Origin of the sequence: Streptomyces coacervatus, assembly GCF_029223485.1 — a bacterium.
In the GTDB taxonomy this organism is placed as follows: domain Bacteria; phylum Actinomycetota; class Actinomycetes; order Streptomycetales; family Streptomycetaceae; genus Streptomyces; species Streptomyces coacervatus.
The window spans coordinates 439,867-456,735 of sequence record NZ_JARHTP010000003.1; the positions used below are offsets into that span (position 1 = coordinate 439,867).

Genomic DNA, 16,869 nt, shown 5'->3' on the forward strand with positions numbered 1-16,869 from the left:
TCAGGACCATGGAAAGCAGCAGCGCCACGTCGGGTGTCAGCACCCGGCGCGAGGCCACCCGGCAGAAGCTCTACGAGGCGGCCGTCACGCTCATCGCCGAGCAGGGCTTCTCCGCCACCACGGTGGACGAGATCGCGGAACGGGCCGGGGTCGCGAAGGGCACGGTCTACTACAACTTCGCGAGCAAGTCGGTCCTCTTCGAGGAACTGCTGCGGCATGGCGTGGGGCTCCTCGCCGCCTCCCTGCGGGAGGCGGCCGAGCGGACGGCCAGGGACGGCGGCAGCAAGGTGGACGCCCTGGACGCGATGATCCGGGCCGGTCTCGTCTTCATCGAACGCTATCCGGCCTTCACGCAGCTGTACGTGGCCGAGCTGTGGCGCACCAACAGGACCTGGCAGTCCACGCTGATGGTGGTCAGGCAGCAGGCGGTCGCGGTCGTCGAGGACGTGCTGCGCGAGGGCGTGGCGGGCGGCGAGTTCAGCGACGAGATCGATGTACCGCTGACGGCGTCGGCGCTGGTCGGCATGGTCCTGGTGGCCGCCCTGGACTGGCAGTCCTTCCAGCCGGAGCGCTCCCTGGACGACGTCCACGCGGCGCTGTCCCGGCTGCTCCAGGGACGCGTCAGCGGTCGCAGCGGGAACTGACCACACGGGAGCCGAGCACATACGAAAAGCGCCGGTCCGATGTGGCCGCGTCCCCCGCGGGCCGCCTCGAACCGGCGCTTCCTCGTGCTCCCCCGTTGTGCTCCCCCGGTTTTCCCCCGTTGGGCCCCCGTTTCGGTCGTTCCCCCGGGTTCCCCCGTGCCTCGCTCCCGCCGACCTCGGCCGGCGGAAGGAGCGGATCCGGGGCGGCTCCGTTCCGGCGCCCCGTGTCGCCGGTGCCGGAGCCGTGCCCCTTTCCGTGTCTCCACTCTCTCGTTCGCGCAGGTCGAGCCCCATCCGCGCGCGTACTCATCTCACCCACTAGGTACGGATACTCAGACCTCCGCACTCAGGCCCAGAACGCCCCGTTGCCGACTGGTCACGATCGCGTCCGTGTCCGTACTCCCCCCGGACCGGGGGCCTGGAGGTTCGTCCGGCGGACCGCCCGTGCCGTGACTGTCAGACCCAGGCTCTAAAGTCGCAGGCATGGGACGGATTGCGGTGATCGGCGCCGGGATGGGCGCGATGGCGGCCGCCGCCCGGCTGGCCGTCGCGGGCCACCGGGTGACGGTGTACGAGCGTGCTCAGACGTACGGCGGAGCGGTGCGCCGCTTCGAGCGGGACGGGTTCGGCTTTGACACCGGCCCCGGGCTGCTGACGCTGCCCGCGGTCTGGCGCGACCTGTTCATCAAGACCGGCAAGGGGCCGCTGGAGGCGTGCGTCGAGCTGGTCCAGGTCGACCCGTCCTCGAGGCACGTCTTCGCGGACGGCACCGGGGTCGCGCTGCCGAACGCCTCACGCGCGGGTGTCGTCGCCGCCCTGGAAGAGGCGCTCGGGGCGGGCGCGGGCGGCCGCTGGGGCGACTTCCTGGTGCGGGCCCGCGAGGCCTGGGACCGCACCCGCCGGCCGCTGCTGGAGGAGCCCCTGTGGACCGACTGGTCAGTGCTGGCCGACCGCGAGCCGTACCCGGCGGTGCCGCACAAGCGGCTGCTGCGCACCCGCCGCGCCGCCACGCTCGCCGAGGTCGGGGCCTGGGAGCTGCGCGACCCGCGCCTCGCGGCACTGCTGGAGAGCTACGCCCTCGCGCACGGAGTGGACCCGGCCACCGCCCCGGCGAGCGCGGCCGTGCTGCCGTACATGGAGCATGCCTTCGGCACCTGGTATGTGCGGGGCGGCATACGGGAGTTGGCGCGCGCGGTGTACGAGCGGTGCCTGGCGCGGAAGGTCGAGTTCGTCTTCGGCGCGGAGGTCACCGGGGTGCTGGAGAAGGACGGCCGCGCGGCGGGCGTGGAGCTTGCCGACGGGGCGGTTGCGGAGGCGGACACGGTCGTCGGTGCGGGCCCTTGGCGGCTGCGCGGCCTCGTGCCGGGGCGGGAGCCGTACGGGGCGAAGGACGTCGAGCCCCGCGCCGAGGGCCTGCGCCCGGGCCGGGTGGTGGTGTGTCTCGCCCTGCGCGGCGCGCGGGAGCCGGACGCCGTGCACCGCACGGTGGTGCACGCCCCGGCTGCGGCGGACGAGCTGTCCCTGTTCGGTCCCGGGAGGACGCCCGAGCGGCCCACGGTCCGGGTCGACCGCCCGGACGACCCGGCTCTGCGCCCAGACGAGAAGCACGAGTCCGTGGTGCTGACCGCGACGGTGCCGTCCGGGGCGGGGTACGACTGGGCCGCGCCGGGCGCCGCCGACGCCTTCGCGGACCGGATGGTCGCCGCCGCCGAGCGCGCGGTACCGGGGCTGCGGGAGCGGACGCTGTGGCGGGAGGTCCGCACCCCCGTGCACACCGAGCAGGAGACCGGGGCCGAGGGCGGCGCCGTCCCGCCGCCGTCGCTTGCATCCGCCGAGGAAGCTCTGCACCCGTCCAACGTCACGGCAATACCGGGCCTGTTCACGGTCGGCGGCTGGTCGCACCCCGGTGGGGGGCTGCCACACGCGGGCATGTCGGGCGCGCTGGTGGCCGGGCTGATCGTGGAGGGGCCGGAGTTCCGGGGTTCTCAGTGAGCGCCCCGGTCTGAGGGGACCTCAGAAGCGGTACTGCTCGTCGTATCCGTTCCCCTGCGGCTGCCCTTGCCCCTGTCCCTGGCTGTTGTCCTGGTAGGGGTAGGGCTGCTCCTGCGGGAGTTCGCCGCCGTAGGCCTCGTCGGTGCGCTGCTGCGGGACCCACACCCCGCCGGCCGGGGTGGTCTCGCTGCCGTAGGTACCGGTGGCGTACTGGTCCTGGCCGTAGCCCTGCTGGCCGTACTGACCGTAGGCGTCGTAGCCGCCGCCGTAGGTCTGGGTGCCGATGTACGGGTCGGAGTAGGCGGCGTACTGCTGCTGGCCCGTGGTGTCGTAGCCGTACTGCTGCTGGTTGTAGCCGGAGTAGTCGTACCCGTAGGACTGGTCGGCGCCCTGGGCGGCCGTCGCGTACTGGTCCTGGGCCTGGCCGGTGTTGGCGTAGGACTGGTCGGCGGCGGCGTATGCGGAGTCGCTGTATATGCCGTAGGAGCCGGTGTCCTCGGGCAGGGGCTGCGGCTCGTAGACCGCGGTGGTCTCGGCGGGCATGGGCTGGCCGGCGCGCGAGGGCGTGAAGACGTCGTCGCGGTCGTAGTCGTCCTCGTTGCCGTAGGACAGGCCGTCGCGGTTGTAGGCGCCCTGGTCGCCGTGTCCACCGTCACCCGGTTCGAGGTCGGAGACCTCCAGGGTCGGGTCCTGGTGGTCCGGTTCGCCGCCGCGGCGCTTGCTGACGCCCCCGATGCCCGTCCGGCTGACCGCCCAGCCGGACGCGAAGCCGCGGCGGAACGACAGCGTGACGTAGGTCTGGCCGACCGCGAACGCGGCGGCGCCCAGACCGATGACGATCACGGAGGGGATCAGCACCCCGACCACGACGCCGAGGAAGCCGGCGAAGGCGAGCAGCCGCCAGCGCAGGCGCGCCTTGTACTGCAGCAGCACCTCGCCCAGCAGCCACAGCGCGACAATTCCGAACGCGATGTAGAGGACCGTCCAGCCCATGTACGCCCCTCTCCGAGTCGCCGCTACGCAGTGTGTCGTATACCCGTGCGGCCGGTCTAGGCCTGCGGGGGGTGGTGCAAGCCCAGGTTTTCGTAGATTTCCAGCGTCGCCGTGGAGTTGTTGAGCGTGATGAAGTGCAGTCCGGGCACTCCCTCGGCCAGCAGCCGCGCGCAGAACTCCGTGGCGAATTCGATGCCAATGGAGCGTACAGCGGTCGGATCGTCTTTTGCTGTGAGGATCCGCTCTTTCAGGGCGGACGGGATGGCGGCATTGCTGAGCTGTGGCAACCGCTCCAGCATCTTCACGCTGGTCACCGGCATGACCTCGGGGATGACGGGGGTGTCGCAGCCCGCTGCGGCGACCCGGTCACGCAGCCGAAGATATGACTCCGGCTGGAAGAACATCTGTGTGATGGCGTAGTCGGCGCCGGCCCGGCACTTGTCGACGAAGTGGGTGACGTCCGCCTCCCAGTCGTCGGAGCGCGGGTGCATCTCCGGGAAGGCCGCGACGCCCACACAGAAGTCGCCCGACTCCTTGATGAGCTGGACGAGTTCGGCTGCGTAGGCGAGGCCCTTCGGATGCGGCACCCAGTCGCCCATGGGGTCGCCGGGCGGGTCGCCGCGCACGGCGAGCATGTTGCGGATCCCGGCGTCGGCGTACTGGCCGATGATGTTGCGCAGCTCGGCGATGGAGTGGTTGACCGCGGTGAGGTGGGCGACCGGGGTGAGCGTGGTGTCGGCGGCGATCTGCTCGGTCGCCTTCACCGTGCCCGCGCGCGTGGAGCCGCCCGCCCCGTACGTCACGGAGACGAAGCTGGGGGCCACGGCCTCGACCCTGCGGAGCGCGTTCCAGAGGTTCCGTTCGCCCTTCTCCGTCTTCGGGGCCCAGAACTCGAACGAGAACGTCGTCTTGCCGGTCGCGAGCATGTCACGCACAGTGCGCGCGTGGTCCGTCCTGGTGGATGCGGTTCCGAGGGCCATACCCGCAGGTTAGTCAGGGGGCGGCGGTCCCCCAACCGGATGCGGGTTATTTGCCTGATTTGTCGATTTGTTGTCCACCTATCGGACAACCCGCCCGACATTCGTCGGACAACCTGCCGGACTCCACATCGGACAATCCGTCTGACACCCATCCGACAATCCATCGGACGCCCATCGGACAATCCGTCGAACGGCAGGACCTGATCGGGTTTCCGCTACGCGCCCCGCAGCCGCTTGGCGAACTCCGCAGCCGCCGCGCCCGGGTCGTCCGCCTCGGTGATCGCGCGGACGACCACGACCCGGCGGGCGCCGGCCGTGAGCACCTCGTCGAGGTTGCCGAGGTCGATGCCGCCGATGGCGAACCAGGGGCGGTCGGTGCCCAGGGAGGCGGTGTACCGGACCAGATCGAGGCCGGGGGCGTGGCGGCCGGGCTTGGTGGGGGTCGGCCAGCAGGGGCCGGTGCAGAAGTAGTCGACGCCCTCCTGGACGGCAGCAGCGGCGGCCTCGGACTCCGCGTGCGTCGAGCGGCCCATGAGGACACCGTCCCCGAGGATCGCGCGGGCCGCGGGGACCGGGAGGTCGCCCTGGCCCAGGTGGAGTACGTCGGCGCCGGCGGCGTGCGCGACGTCCGCACGGTCGTTGACGGCGAGCAGCTTGTCGTGGCGGGAGCAGGCGTCGGCGAACACCTTCAGGTGCTCCAGCTCCTCGGCGGCCTCCATGCCCTTGTCGCGCAGCTGCACGATGTCGACACCGCCCGCCAGGACGGCGTCCAGGAACTCCGGCAGGTCGCCCTGGCGTCTGCGGGCATCCGTGCAGAGGTAGACGCGGGCGTCGGCGAGCCGGGCGCGTGCGGTGGTGGCGGTGTCGGGCATGCGAGGGTCCCCCGTGGGTGTCGTTCCTTGTCGGCGGCGTACGGGCTTGCAGACCGGCCGTGGCCGTTGGTTGCTGCGGGCCGCAGTGAACCACGGCCGCGGCCCTGCCTGCGCGGACCTCGGCCCGTACGCCGGACGGTGTTCGGATCAGCCGGTTCGGATCAGACGGCGAGCGCCTGGGCCCGGCGCTTCACCTCCGTGCCGCGATTCTCACTCAGGGCCTGTGCGGGGGTGCCGGGCAGGCTGTCGTCGGGGGTGAAGAGCCACTCGATCATCTCTTCGTCGGTGAAGCCGTCGTCCCGAAGGAGCGTCAGGGTGCCGGTCAGGCCCTTGACGACCTTCTGCTCGGCCCCGTCGATGAAGGCGGCGGGGACGTGCAGCGCGCGGTTCTCACCTCGGCGTACGGCGATGAGCTGGCCCTCCTTGACCAGCTGCCGCACACGCGTCACCTCGACATCGAGCATCTCTGCGATGTCGGGGAGGGTGAGCCAGGCGGGGACGAGAGCATCGATCTTTGCGTCAATCTCGGTCACGGCATCAAGCCTGCCATCCCGCACTGACAGTCGGAAGCCAGAACCGTCCGACCTGGGGTTTTGCACTACGCCATGGCCGCCGTGCGGCGTATTACGCCGTGACCACCGTCCGGCGTGCTACGCCGTGGCCGCCTTCATGGGGCGCGCCGGATCCGCGAGCAGCTCCGGGTCCATCGGGGTGCCCGCCTCGATCAGCCGTCTGCCCTGCGCCAGGTCTCTCGGCCTGCCGACCGCCAGCAGCCCCACCAGGCGGCTCTCGCGCAGCCAGCAGACGGACCAGGCGGGGCCCGACGGGTCGCCGCGCCACAGGGTCGTGTCGGCGGAGGCGTGGTGGCCGGCGTACTGGACGAAGCGGCCGAACTGCTCGGACCAGAAGTACGGGACCGGGTCGTAGACCGCGGGGGGCTCGCCGGTGGCTTCGCCGATGATGTTCGCTGCCACCGTGCGCGGGCCCTGGAGTGCGTTGTCCCAGTGGTGGACCAGCAGGCGCTCGCCATACCTCCCCGAAGGGAAGGAGGCGCAGTCGCCGACGGCGTAGACGTCCGGGGCCGAGGTGCGCAGGTGGGTGTCGGCGACGACCTCGCGGTGCGCTCCGAGTTCGATGCCGGAGCCGGCCAGCCAGGCCGTGGCGGGGCGCGCGCCGATGCCGACCACGACCGCGCCCGCGGGCAGCCGCGAGCCGTCGTCGAGGACGACCTCGCCGGGTTCGATGCGCTCCACGCGTGCGTGCGTACGCAGCTCGGCTCCGGCATCGGCGTACCAGGCGGCCATCGGCGCGGCGACCTCGGCGGGCAGCGCGCCCGCGAGCGGCCGGTCCGCGGCCTCGACGACGGTCACCGCGCAGCCCGCCTCGCGCGCGGCCGTGGCGAACTCCGCGCCGATCCAGCCCGCGCCGACGACCACGATGTCGTGCTGCCGGGCGAGCACGGGCCGCAGCCGCTCGGCGTCGTCCAGGGTGCGCAGCAGATGCACACCGGGCACGCCCTCGGTGCCAGGCAGCGTGATCGGTTCGGCGCCGGTCGCGAGGACCAGGACGTCGTACGCCACGGGTCCGGTCTCGGTGTCCAGCTGGTGGTCGCCGGGGCGGACGCCGAGCACCTCGCGCCCCAGCTGCAGTTCGATGCCGAGCGCCTCGAAGTCGACGTCGAAGGCGGAGCCCTCGGACTTGCCGAGCAGGACGGCCTTGGACAGCGGCGGCCGGTCGTACGGCTGGTGGGGTTCGGCGCCGATCAGCGTCACGGTGCCGGTGAAGCCCTGTTCGCGCAGGGCGACCGCGGTCTGGACACCGGCCATGCCCGCGCCGACGACGACCACGCGCCGCAGTGGCGACCTGCCCGTTTCCTGCCTCTGCTCGCTCACCTGATCACCATAGACAACTGACTATTTGTCAGTCAGCCGTCGCGCTCACTCAGTGACCTGCTCCACAACACTCGTTCCGCTGCCGGACTGCGACTCCCACTGCCACGTCTCCTCCAGCCGCACCCGCCCGTCCGGCAGCTCCACCACCGTCGACACGCAGTGTCCCGAGGACGTCGTCCCGTCGGGCCCCAGCTGGACATACCGGAAGTCCAGTCGGTCACCTGACCGAGTACCCACCAGATGGCCGCGCACGACGTCGCCGCCCGCGTACTCGGCCCAGATCTCGCCGCCCTTCTCGTGGTACGCGAACCGGGTGCGCGTACCCACCTGACCTGGGGCCTGGTCGGCGACCGGGGCGAGGACGAGGCCGTCCAGCGAGCGGGGCATGGCGGAAGGCTCCCTTACAGAGGCGCGAAGGGTCGGGCTAGGGTGGCCAACGTACAAGCACTCGCGGGAGCCCGGACGCACCGGGCTGAGAGGGAGGCTGGCGGCCTCCGACCGTACGAACCTGATCCGGGTCATGCCGGCGAAGGGAGGGGCTGGACGCCCATGTCGTCACGTACGTCAGACGTCCTCGTCATCGGGGGCGGAATCATCGGCCTGGTCACGGCCTGGCGGGCCGCGCAGCGCGGGTTCACCACGGCCGTCGTGGACCCCGAGCCGGGCGGCGGGGCCGCCCAGGTGGCCGCCGGGATGCTGGCCGCGGTCACGGAGCTGCACTACGGCGAGCAGACGCTGCTCGGCCTGAACCTGGCCTCGGCCCGCCGCTACCCGGACTTCGCGGCCGAACTCACCGACCTCACCGGGCATGACCTCGGCTACCGGCAGTGCGGCACGCTCGCCGTCGCCCTGGACGCCGACGACCGCGCCCATCTGCGCGAACTGCACGCGCTGCAGCGGCAGTCCGGCCTGGAGTCCGAGTGGCTGTCGGGGCGCGAGTGCCGGCGCCTGGAGCCGATGCTCGCGCCGGGCGTGCGCGGGGGGCTGAGGGTCGACGGCGACCACCAGATCGATCCCCGGCGGCTGGCACGCGCGCTCGTGGCCGCGTGCGAACGGGCCGGAGTCGTGTTCCACCGGGCGTGGGCCGAGCGCTTCCAGGTCGTACGGGACCGGGCGGCCGGAGTCACGACGGCGGACGGCACCGAGCTGGGCGCCGGGCAGGTCGTGCTGGCCGGCGGCAGCCTCAGCGGGCGGCTCGCGGGCGTCCCGGACGAGGTGCTGCCGCCGGTGCGGCCGGTGAAGGGGCAGGTGCTCCGGCTGACCGTGCCGAAGCGGTACGCGCCGTTCCTGAGCCGTACCGTGCGCGCGGTCGTGCGCGGCAGCCATGTCTACCTGGTGCCGCGCGAGAGCGGCGAGCTGGTCATCGGCGCGACCAGTGAGGAGCTGGGCTGGGACACGACGGTCACCGCGGGCGGGGTGTACGAGCTGCTGCGCGACGCGCACGAGCTGGTCCCCGGGATCACGGAACTGCCGCTGACGGAGACCCGCGCGGGACTGCGCCCCGGCTCCCCCGACAACGCGCCGCTGCTCGGCCCGACGCAGCTCCCCGGTCTGCTGCTGGCCACCGGGCACTACCGCAATGGTGTGCTGCTCACCCCGGTCACCGGCGACGCGCTGGCGCACGCCCTGGCCACCGGTGAACTCCCGGACGAGGCCCGCCCGTTCACCCCCAAGCGTTTCGCGCTCCTGGAGCAGCCCGCATGAACATCTCCGTCAACGGGGAGCCCCGGGAGTTCGCTTCCGGCACGGCTCTGGACACCGTCGTACGCGCACTGACCCCGGCTCCCTCCGGAGTGGCCGCCGCCCTGAACGAAACCGTCGTCCCGCGCGCGCAGTGGCCGTCGACATCCCTCTCCGAGGGGGACCGCGTCGAGGTCCTCACCGCCGTCCAAGGAGGCTGAACCATGGCCGACGACCCCTTTGTCATCGGCGGTACGTCCTTCACGTCCCGCCTGATCATGGGCACCGGCGGTGCCCCCAGTCTCGACGTCCTGGAGCGGGCGCTGGTCGCGTCCGGCACCGAACTGACGACGGTCGCGATGCGGCGGGTGGACCCCTCGGTGCACGGTTCCGTGCTGTCCGTCCTGGACAGGCTCGGCATCCAGGTGCTGCCGAACACGGCCGGCTGTTTCACCGCCGGGGAGGCCGTCCTCACCGCCCGCCTCGCGCGCGAGGCGCTCGGCACCGAACTGATCAAACTTGAGGTCATCGCCGACGAACGCACCCTGCTTCCCGACCCGATCGAACTGCTCGACGCGGCCGAGACCCTGGTCGACGACGGCTTCACCGTGCTGCCGTACACCAACGACGACCCCGTCCTCGCCCGGAAGCTGGAGGACGTCGGCTGCGCGGCGATCATGCCGCTCGGCTCGCCGATCGGCTCCGGGCTCGGCATCCGCAACCCGCACAACTTCCAGCTGATCACCGAGCACGCGCGCGTACCGGTGATCCTGGACGCGGGCGCCGGTACGGCCTCGGACGCGGCGCTCGCGATGGAACTGGGATGCGCGGGTGTGATGCTCGCCTCAGCCGTGACCCGGGCGCAGGAGCCGCAGCTGATGGCCGAGGCCATGAAGCACGCGGTCGACGCGGGCAGGCTCGCGTACCGGGCGGGCCGCATCCCGCGTCGCCATTTCGCGGAGGCGTCGTCGCCCCACGAGGGGCGTGCACACCTGGATCCCGAACGCCCCGCATTCTGAACGCGCGTTCGACAAGATCCGAGTGTCGGTGCGACGTCCGTCACAGCTCGGCTGCAGTACCGCCCCGATCCAGACGGATCCGGCAGCGCTGTCAGTCGCGGCTCGTACACTCACCTGCGTGGATACGACCCTTCAGGACCCTCTGGTCGGGCAGGTGCTCGACGGGCGCTATCGCGTGGACGCGCGCATCGCGGTCGGCGGGATGGCCACGGTCTACCGGGCCGTGGACACCCGCCTCGACCGCGTGCTCGCGCTCAAGGTGATGCACCCGACGCTGGCGGCCGACAGCACCTTCGTCGAGCGGTTCATCCGCGAGGCGAAGTCCGTCGCAAGGCTCGCGCACCCGAACGTGGTGCAGGTCTTCGACCAGGGCACCGACGGGTCGTACGTCTATCTCGCCATGGAATACGTCGCCGGGTGCACCCTGCGCGACGTACTGCGCGAGCGCGGGGCGCTGCAGCCGCGCGCCGCCCTGGACATCCTGGAGCCGGTGCTCGCCGCGCTCGGCGCCGCGCACCGCGCCGGGTTCGTGCACCGGGACATGAAGCCGGAGAACGTGCTGATAGGGGACGACGGCCGGGTCAAGGTCGCCGACTTCGGGCTGGTGCGGTCCGTGGACACGGTCACCAACACGACCGGCACCGTCCTCGGCACCGTCTCCTACCTCGCTCCCGAGCAGATAGAGCACGGCACCGCCGACCCCCGGGTCGACGTCTACGCGTGCGGTGTCGTCCTGTACGAGATGCTGACCGGCGACCGGCCGCACGGCGGGGACTCCCCGGCCACCGTCCTGTACAAGCACATCCACGAGGACGTCCCGCCGCCGTCGGCCGCCGTGCCGGGGCTGGCGTACCCCCTGGACCAGCTGGTCGCGTCGGCGACCGCGCGCGTCCCCGACATGCGTCCGCAGGACGCGGTGGCGCTGCTCGCGCAGGCTCGCGAGGTGCGCGCCGCGCTCGGCCAGGACCAGCTGGACGCGGTGCCGCCGCAGGCCTTCGCCGCGGACCACCGGAACATCTCCGAGGACCGTACGAGCGTGATCCCGCGCGCGCTGACCGTGCAGCGCCCGCTGCCGGTGAACGAGGACGAGGACGGGGTCCACCGCACCAGCCTGCTGGAGACACCCCCGCCGCTGCCTTCGCGGCGCCGCGCCGCGCGCTCCCGGCGCGGTCCGCTCGCGGTCGTCGTCGCCGTGCTGCTGATCCTCGGGGTCGGCACGGGCATCTGGTACATCAACTCCGGCCAGTTCACCAAGGTCCCGTACGTGCTGGCGAAGAACCAGGTGCAGGCCCGCAAGCAGCTGAGCGAAGCCGGGCTGGACCTCGGGAAGGTCAAGCACGCCTACAGCGACACGGTGCAGCGGGGCACGGTCATCACCTCGGACCCCGCACCCGGCACCCGTATCCGCGACAACGCATCCGTGACGCTCACCATCTCCGACGGCCCCGAGACCGTGCAGGTGCCCGACGTGCCGGGCCGGCCGCTCGCCGAGGCGAGGGCCCGGCTGAAGAAAGCCGGGCTGGAGCCGGGCATGGTCACCCGGGAGTTCAGCGACGAGATCCCCAAGGGCTCCGTGATCTCCACAACCCCCGGGGCGGGCACCAAGCGGCACGCGGGTTCGGCGATCGCGCTGGTCGTCAGCAAGGGCAGTCCGGTGGACGTCCCGGACGTCACGGGTGAGGACCTGGAGAGCGCGAAGTCCGACCTGGAGGACGCCGGCCTGACCGTGAAGGTCGCCTCTGAGCGGATCAACTCCGAGTACGACAAGGGCCAGGTCGCCGCGCAGACACCCGCCGGCGACAGCCAGGCCGCCGACGGCGACACGGTGACGCTGACCCTGTCCAAGGGCCCGGAGATGATCGAGGTCCCGGACGTCACCGGCGACAGCGTGGACGACGCGCACAAGGCACTCGAAGGCGCCGGCTTCAAGGTCGACGAGGACCGCGGTCTGCTCGGCCTGTTCGGCGACACCGTCAAGAACCAGTCCGTGAAGGGCGGCCAGACGGCACCCAAGGGGTCGACGATCACCATCAAGATCCGGTGACGGAGCGGGTCGTACCGCATGACACCCTGAACGGGTGAAGAGTCAGCTGTCCCGCAACCCCGTCGGCGGCCATGTCCCCGTGGCCGGCGGTCTCCGCTCCGTCGGCCTGTCCTACGCCCATGAGCTGAAGGCCGAGAGCGTGCAGGTCTTCGTCGCCAATCCGCGCGGCTGGGCCACGCCCGCTGGCAATCCGCGGCAGGACGAGGAGTTCCGCGAGGTGTGCGCGGCCGAGTCGATCCCGGCGTACGTCCACGCCCCGTACCTGATCAACTTCGGCTCGCACACCGAGGCGACCGTGGAGAAGTCCGTGGAGTCGATGCGGCACTCCCTGCGGCGCGGGCGGGAGATCGGGGCGCTCGGCGTGGTTGTGCACACGGGCAGCGCGACGGGCGGCCGGGACCGGTCCGTGGCCCTCAAGCAGGTACGGGAGCACTTGCTGCCCCTACTGGACGAGCTCACCCACGACGACGATCCGTTCCTGCTGCTGGAGTCGACTGCCGGTCAGGGCGCCTCGCTCTGCTCGCGCACCTGGGACTTCGGACCGTACTTCGAGGCGCTGGACGCCCATCCGAAGCTGGGCGTCTGCCTGGACACCTGCCACATCTTCGCGGCGGGCCACGACCTGACCGGTCCGAGCGGCATGCGCCAGACCCTCGATCTGCTGGTGGACACGGTCGGCGAGGGCCGGCTGAAGCTGATCCACGCCAATGACTCCAAGGACGTGGTCGGCGCGCACAAGGACCGGCACGAGAACATCGGCGCAGGTCACATCGGTGAGGACCCGTTCCGGGCACTGATGACCCACCCCGCGACCGAGGGCGTACCGCTGATCATCGAGACGCCAGGCGGCAAGGAGGGGCACGCGGCGGACGTGGAGCGCCTGAAGAGACTGCGCGATTCCTAGCGCATTGAGGAATACCCCCTGGGGGTATACGGTTCCTGCTCGATGCAGGAACCGTTACCTGACATTGGGGGCAACCATGCAGCACGAGGCACAGGCAGACGCACACACGCACGCACACGCGCACCATCACCCGGCGGCCGCCACCTGGAGCATGGCCGCCCAGGCCACCCTCCACTGCCTCACCGGCTGCGCCATCGGCGAGGTGCTGGGCATGGTGATCGGCACGGCGTTCGGCTGGGGAAACCTCCCGACGACGGTCCTCGCCATCGTCCTGGCGTTCTTCTTCGGCTACTCGCTCACGCTGCGCGGAGTGCTGCGGGCCGGCGTCGGCTTCCGTACGGCCTTCCGGGTGGCGCTGGCCGCGGACACCCTGTCCATCGCCGTGATGGAGCTGATCGACAACGGCGTGATCGTCCTGTGGCCGGACGCGATGAACGCCCAACTCTCCGACCTGCTCTTCTGGGGCTCACTCGCGATCTCGCTCGTGCTCGCCTTCGCGGTGACGACACCCGTCAACAAGTGGATGATCGGGCGCGGCGCGGGGCACGCGGTGGTGCACCAGTACCACTGACGCATACGGACGTATACGAAAGACGCCGGGAGTCAGAGCTCGGGGCCGTCCCCGAGCTCCTCCTGGTAGGAGTAGCGCTGTTCCTTCCACGGGTCGCCGACGTTGTGATAGCCGCGCTCCTCCCAGAAGCCGCGGCGGTCGGCGGTCATGTACTCCACGCCGCGCACCCACTTGGGGCCCTTCCAGGCGTACAGATGGGGCACGACGAGGCGCAGCGGGAAGCCGTGTTCCGCCGTCAGCAGCTCACCGTCCTTGTGGGTGGCGAAGATGGTCCGCTCGGACGCGAAATCCGCCAGACGGAGGTTCGAACTGAATCCGTATTCGGCCCACACCATCACATGAGTGACCGCGGGCGCGGGCGGGGCAATCTCAAGGATCGTACGGGCCGGAATACCGCCCCATTCCGCGCCGAGCATGCTGAACTTCGTGACGCAGTGCAGATCGGCGACGACAGTGGTGTACGGCAGAGCCGTGAACTCCTCGTGGTTCCAGCAGTGTTTCTCGCCGTCCGCGGTGGCGCCGAAAACCCTGAACTCCCAGCGCTCCGGGCGGAATTTGGGAACGGGCCCGTAATGCGTGACCGGCCAGCCGCGCTGCAGGCGCTGCCCCGGGGGAAGCTCGGACTGTGCTGCTCCTCCTGAATCGCGTTCTCCCGATTCACGCTCCACCGGCTGACCCATGACTCCATCCTGACAGACCTCGGACGGTGCACTTGACCAGCCCCGCCAAACCAGGGCAATTACCACTAAGCATGCACTTACTTACTAAGCGAAGACTTACTGGACGATCTTCGTCACCGGTGCAATCATGCGGCGCAACCTGCCAGTTCCCCCCGCTTGGAAGGAGCCTCTGCGATGCAGGGCGACCCCGAGGTCATCGAATTCCTCAATGAGCAGCTCACCGGCGAGCTGACCGCGATCAACCAGTACTTTCTGCACGCGAAGATGCAGGAGAACTTCGGCTGGACGAAGCTCGCCAAGTACACGCGGCACGAGTCGTTCGACGAGATGAAGCACGCGGAGGTGCTCACCGACCGGCTCCTCTTCCTGGAGGCGCTGCCGAACTACCAGCGGCTCTTCCATGTGCGCGTGGGACAGACCGTCAAGGAGATGTTCGAGGCCGACCGGCAGATCGAGGTCGAGGCGATCGACCGGCTCAAGCGCGGCATCGAGGTGATGCGCGCGAAGGGCGACGTCACGTCCGCGAACATCTTCGAGTCCATCCTGGAGGACGAGGAGCACCACATCGACTACCTCGACACCCAGCTGGAACTGGTGGAGAAGCTCGGCGAGGCGCTCTACATCGCGCAGCTGATCGAGCAGCCCGAGAGCTAGGACAGCACCTGGGCGTCGCCTAGGCGGCTTCCTCGAGGTCAGCGATCTTCGAGAGCACCGGCTTGCCCTGATCGACCAGCTCCCGGCGTGGGCACGCGTCCCTGCCGAGCAGCGCCTGGATACGGCGTACGCACGAACCGCAGTCCGTGCCCGCCTTGCACGCCGACGCTATCTGGCGGGGGGTGCAGGCACCGTCCTCCGCGTGCTTCTTGACCTGCTGCTCAGTGACACCGAAGCAACTGCAGACGAACACGCGGTTCACCTCCCGGCGGGATCGATAGGTGGTGCCGTCCCGATTGATCGGTGAGGCTAACCTAACCTTACCCGTCGCACAGATCCCGCAAAAGTGCAGTGGGGCGCGGATCGTATGTGATCCGCGCCCCATAGCTGTGACCAGCGGTTACTGATCCCGGTACATCTCCGCGACAAGGAACGCCAGATCGAGGGACTGGCTGCGGTTGAGTCGCGGGTCGCAGGCCGTCTCGTAGCGCTGGTGCAGGTCGTCGACGAAGATCTCGTCGCCGCCGCCCACGCACTCGGTGACGTCGTCACCGGTGAGCTCGACATGGATGCCGCCCGGGTGGGTGCCGAGGCCCTTGTGGACCTCGAAGAAGCCCTTGACCTCGTCCAGCACATCGTCGAAGCGGCGGGTCTTGTGGCCGGAGGCCGCCTCGTAGGTGTTGCCGTGCATCGGGTCGGTGATCCAGGCGACGGTCGCGCCGGACGCGGTGACCTTCTCCACCAGCTCGGGCAGCTTGTCGCGGACCTTGTCCGCGCCCATCCGCACGATGAAGGTGAGACGGCCGGGCTCACGGTCCGGGTCGAGGCGCTCGATGTACTGAAGCGCGTCCTCGGCCGTCGTCGTCGGGCCGAGCTTGATGCCGATCGGGTTGCGGATCTTCGAGGCGAACTCGATGTGCGCGCCGTCCAGCTGACGGGTGCGCTCACCGATCCACACCATGTGCCCGGAGACGTCGTACAGCCTGCCCGTGCGGGAGTCGACCCTGGTCAGGGCGGACTCGTAGTCGAGCAGCAGCGCCTCGTGCGAGGAGTAGAACTCGACGGTCTTGAACTCCTCCGGGTCGGTGCCGCAGGCCCGCATGAAGTTCAGCGCGTTGTCGATCTCCCGCGCGAGCTGCTCGTAGCGCTGGCCGGACGGGGACGACTTCACGAAGTCCTGGTTCCAGGCGTGCACCTGGCGCAGGTCCGCGTACCCACCCGTGGTGAAGGCGCGCACCAGGTTGAGCGTGGAGGCGGAGGCGTTGTACATCCGCTTCAGGCGCTCGGGGTCCGGGACGCGGGCCTTCTCGTTGAAGTCGAAGCCGTTGACCGAGTCGCCGCGGTAGGTCGGCAGGGTCACGCCGTCGCGGGTCTCGGTGCCCTTGGAGCGCGGCTTGGAGTACTGGCCGGCGATACGGCCGACCTTCACGACCGGCACCGAGGCGGCGTACGTCAGCACGGCGCCCATCTGCAGCAGGGTCTTGAGCTTGTTGCGGATGTGGTCGGCGGACACCGCGTCGAAGGCCTCGGCGCAGTCGCCGCCCTGGAGGAGGAACGCCTCTCCCTTGGCGACAGCCGCCATCCGGGCGCGCAGCTGGTCGCACTCGCCCGCGAAGACGAGCGGCGGATACGACTCGAGGTCCGCAACGACTGCGCGCAGAGCCTCAAGGTCGGGGTACTCGGGCTGCTGCGCCGCGGGCAGATCTCGCCAGGTGTTGCCAGCGCTCGCGCTGGTCTTAGCGTTCACGGTCACCCCGTAAACATTACGGGGTCGTGTCGACTGGTTTTCCCTCCGCTCGACTGGTGAGACGGAGGGATCACGGTCCGGACGCCCCGGCCGTGCGGTAGGGTGCGTCGCATGTTCGCGCACTCGACCCAGAACTGGTGGTGGACCGCTCATCCGGCGGCCCACTGACTGCGCGTACGCAAGACTTCGCGAAGGCC

General features: G+C 70.5%; 19 protein-coding genes and 1 riboswitch. Of the genes, 10 read left to right on the forward strand and 9 right to left on the reverse strand.

Features of this window, described 5'->3' with window-relative positions; genetic code table 11:
• Window positions 1–8: 8 nt before the first annotated feature.
• Complete coding sequence (locus P2Q00_RS09540; protein WP_275771435.1) at window positions 9–644, forward strand: TetR/AcrR family transcriptional regulator; 636 nt, start codon at window positions 9–11, stop codon at window positions 642–644.
• A gap of 483 nt (window positions 645–1,127) precedes the next feature.
• Complete coding sequence (locus P2Q00_RS09545; protein ID WP_275771437.1) at window positions 1,128–2,636, forward strand: phytoene desaturase family protein; 1,509 nt, start codon at window positions 1,128–1,130, stop codon at window positions 2,634–2,636.
• A 21-nt stretch (window positions 2,637–2,657) separates the two neighbouring features.
• Here the strand turns inward: P2Q00_RS09545 and P2Q00_RS09550 are convergent, their stop codons facing one another.
• The 6 genes from P2Q00_RS09550 to P2Q00_RS09575 form a co-directional block, all read right to left on the reverse strand.
• Complete coding sequence (locus tag P2Q00_RS09550; RefSeq protein ID WP_275771438.1) at window positions 2,658–3,629, reverse strand: SCO2102 family sporulation regulator; 972 nt, start codon at window positions 3,627–3,629, stop codon at window positions 2,658–2,660.
• A gap of 56 nt (window positions 3,630–3,685) precedes the next feature.
• A complete protein-coding gene (metF, locus tag P2Q00_RS09555; RefSeq protein WP_275771439.1) occupies window positions 3,686–4,609 on the reverse strand; it encodes a methylenetetrahydrofolate reductase [NAD(P)H] in 924 nt (307 codons plus the stop codon).
• Between the two features lie 215 nt (window positions 4,610–4,824).
• Window positions 4,825–5,481, reverse strand: a complete 657-nt coding sequence (thiE, locus tag P2Q00_RS09560; protein WP_275771440.1) for a thiamine phosphate synthase — start codon at window positions 5,479–5,481, stop codon at window positions 4,825–4,827.
• A 161-nt stretch (window positions 5,482–5,642) separates the two neighbouring features.
• On the reverse strand, window positions 5,643–6,014 hold the full coding sequence (locus P2Q00_RS09565) for an Rv2175c family DNA-binding protein (RefSeq protein ID WP_275771441.1): 372 nt from the start codon (window positions 6,012–6,014) through the stop codon (window positions 5,643–5,645).
• Window positions 6,015–6,131: 117 nt separating this feature from the next.
• Window positions 6,132–7,373: an NAD(P)/FAD-dependent oxidoreductase gene (locus P2Q00_RS09570; RefSeq protein WP_275771444.1), complete on the reverse strand. Its 1,242-nt coding sequence runs from the start codon at window positions 7,371–7,373 to the stop codon at window positions 6,132–6,134.
• Between the two features lie 45 nt (window positions 7,374–7,418).
• On the reverse strand, window positions 7,419–7,760 hold the full coding sequence (locus P2Q00_RS09575; RefSeq protein ID WP_275771445.1) for an avidin-fold protein: 342 nt from the start codon (window positions 7,758–7,760) through the stop codon (window positions 7,419–7,421).
• Between the two features lie 53 nt (window positions 7,761–7,813).
• A riboswitch (TPP riboswitch) is annotated at window positions 7,814–7,925 on the forward strand.
• Between P2Q00_RS09575 and thiO the strand changes: the two genes are divergently transcribed.
• From thiO to P2Q00_RS09605, 6 genes are all read left to right on the forward strand, one after another.
• Window positions 7,923–9,077, forward strand: a complete 1,155-nt coding sequence (gene thiO, locus P2Q00_RS09580) for a glycine oxidase ThiO (protein WP_275771446.1) — start codon at window positions 7,923–7,925, stop codon at window positions 9,075–9,077. (Overlaps the previous riboswitch by 3 nt.)
• Window positions 9,074–9,274, forward strand: a complete 201-nt coding sequence (gene thiS / locus P2Q00_RS09585) for a sulfur carrier protein ThiS (RefSeq protein WP_266380722.1) — start codon at window positions 9,074–9,076, stop codon at window positions 9,272–9,274. Before thiO ends, thiS begins: the two co-directional genes overlap by 4 nt.
• Before the next feature lie 3 nt (window positions 9,275–9,277).
• Entirely contained in the window at window positions 9,278–10,072 is a 795-nt protein-coding gene (locus P2Q00_RS09590; RefSeq protein ID WP_275771449.1) for a thiazole synthase, read from the forward strand.
• A 118-nt stretch (window positions 10,073–10,190) separates the two neighbouring features.
• Complete coding sequence (gene pknB, locus P2Q00_RS09595; protein ID WP_275771450.1) at window positions 10,191–12,116, forward strand: Stk1 family PASTA domain-containing Ser/Thr kinase; 1,926 nt, start codon at window positions 10,191–10,193, stop codon at window positions 12,114–12,116.
• A 34-nt stretch (window positions 12,117–12,150) separates the two neighbouring features.
• The gene (locus P2Q00_RS09600; RefSeq protein WP_275771452.1) at window positions 12,151–13,020 is read left to right on the forward strand and encodes a deoxyribonuclease IV; all 870 of its coding nucleotides are present in this window, start codon (window positions 12,151–12,153) and stop codon (window positions 13,018–13,020) included.
• A 76-nt stretch (window positions 13,021–13,096) separates the two neighbouring features.
• A complete protein-coding gene (locus P2Q00_RS09605; RefSeq protein ID WP_275771455.1) occupies window positions 13,097–13,591 on the forward strand; it encodes a DUF4396 domain-containing protein in 495 nt (164 codons plus the stop codon).
• Between the two features lie 32 nt (window positions 13,592–13,623).
• Here the strand turns inward: P2Q00_RS09605 and P2Q00_RS09610 are convergent, their stop codons facing one another.
• On the reverse strand, window positions 13,624–14,271 hold the full coding sequence (locus P2Q00_RS09610; protein WP_275771456.1) for a sulfite oxidase-like oxidoreductase: 648 nt from the start codon (window positions 14,269–14,271) through the stop codon (window positions 13,624–13,626).
• 174 nt (window positions 14,272–14,445) lie between these two features.
• Between P2Q00_RS09610 and bfr the strand changes: the two genes are divergently transcribed.
• Complete coding sequence (gene bfr, locus P2Q00_RS09615) at window positions 14,446–14,925, forward strand: bacterioferritin (RefSeq protein WP_275771457.1); 480 nt, start codon at window positions 14,446–14,448, stop codon at window positions 14,923–14,925.
• Between the two features lie 19 nt (window positions 14,926–14,944).
• On the opposite strand, the gene P2Q00_RS09620 is transcribed toward bfr, so the two are convergent.
• Together P2Q00_RS09620 and P2Q00_RS09625 are read right to left on the reverse strand one after the other, a co-directional pair.
• Window positions 14,945–15,187, reverse strand: coding sequence for a (2Fe-2S)-binding protein (locus P2Q00_RS09620; RefSeq protein WP_275771458.1), 243 nt, complete (start codon window positions 15,185–15,187; stop codon window positions 14,945–14,947).
• A gap of 138 nt (window positions 15,188–15,325) precedes the next feature.
• A complete protein-coding gene (locus P2Q00_RS09625; protein WP_275771459.1) occupies window positions 15,326–16,678 on the reverse strand; it encodes a class II 3-deoxy-7-phosphoheptulonate synthase in 1,353 nt (450 codons plus the stop codon).
• 105 nt (window positions 16,679–16,783) lie between these two features.
• Here P2Q00_RS09625 and P2Q00_RS50930 point away from each other — a divergent pair, with 105 nt between their 5' ends.
• Entirely contained in the window at window positions 16,784–16,840 is a 57-nt protein-coding gene (locus P2Q00_RS50930; protein WP_071528813.1) for a trp operon leader peptide, read from the forward strand.
• The last annotated feature ends 29 nt before the right edge of the window (window positions 16,841–16,869 follow it).

Excerpts from the sequence above, each read along its gene's own strand:
- P2Q00_RS09605 (WP_275771455.1), top strand. The coding sequence starts at position 13,097 with ATGCAGCACGAGGCACAGGCAGACGCACACACGCACGCACACGCGCAC.
- thiS (WP_266380722.1), top strand. The coding sequence starts at position 9,074 with ATGAACATCTCCGTCAACGGGGAGCCCCGGGAGTTCGCTTCCGGCACG.
- P2Q00_RS09545 (WP_275771437.1), top strand. The coding sequence starts at position 1,128 with ATGGGACGGATTGCGGTGATCGGCGCCGGGATGGGCGCGATGGCGGCC.
- metF (WP_275771439.1), bottom strand. The coding sequence starts at position 4,609 with ATGGCCCTCGGAACCGCATCCACCAGGACGGACCACGCGCGCACTGTG.
- P2Q00_RS09575 (WP_275771445.1), bottom strand. The coding sequence starts at position 7,760 with ATGCCCCGCTCGCTGGACGGCCTCGTCCTCGCCCCGGTCGCCGACCAG.
- bfr (WP_275771457.1), top strand. The coding sequence starts at position 14,446 with ATGCAGGGCGACCCCGAGGTCATCGAATTCCTCAATGAGCAGCTCACC.
- P2Q00_RS09550 (WP_275771438.1), bottom strand. The coding sequence starts at position 3,629 with ATGGGCTGGACGGTCCTCTACATCGCGTTCGGAATTGTCGCGCTGTGG.
- thiO (WP_275771446.1), top strand. The coding sequence starts at position 7,923 with ATGTCGTCACGTACGTCAGACGTCCTCGTCATCGGGGGCGGAATCATC.
- P2Q00_RS09610 (WP_275771456.1), bottom strand. The coding sequence starts at position 14,271 with ATGGGTCAGCCGGTGGAGCGTGAATCGGGAGAACGCGATTCAGGAGGA.
- P2Q00_RS09590 (WP_275771449.1), top strand. The coding sequence starts at position 9,278 with ATGGCCGACGACCCCTTTGTCATCGGCGGTACGTCCTTCACGTCCCGC.
- thiE (WP_275771440.1), bottom strand. The coding sequence starts at position 5,481 with ATGCCCGACACCGCCACCACCGCACGCGCCCGGCTCGCCGACGCCCGC.
- P2Q00_RS09540 (WP_275771435.1), top strand. The coding sequence starts at position 9 with ATGGAAAGCAGCAGCGCCACGTCGGGTGTCAGCACCCGGCGCGAGGCC.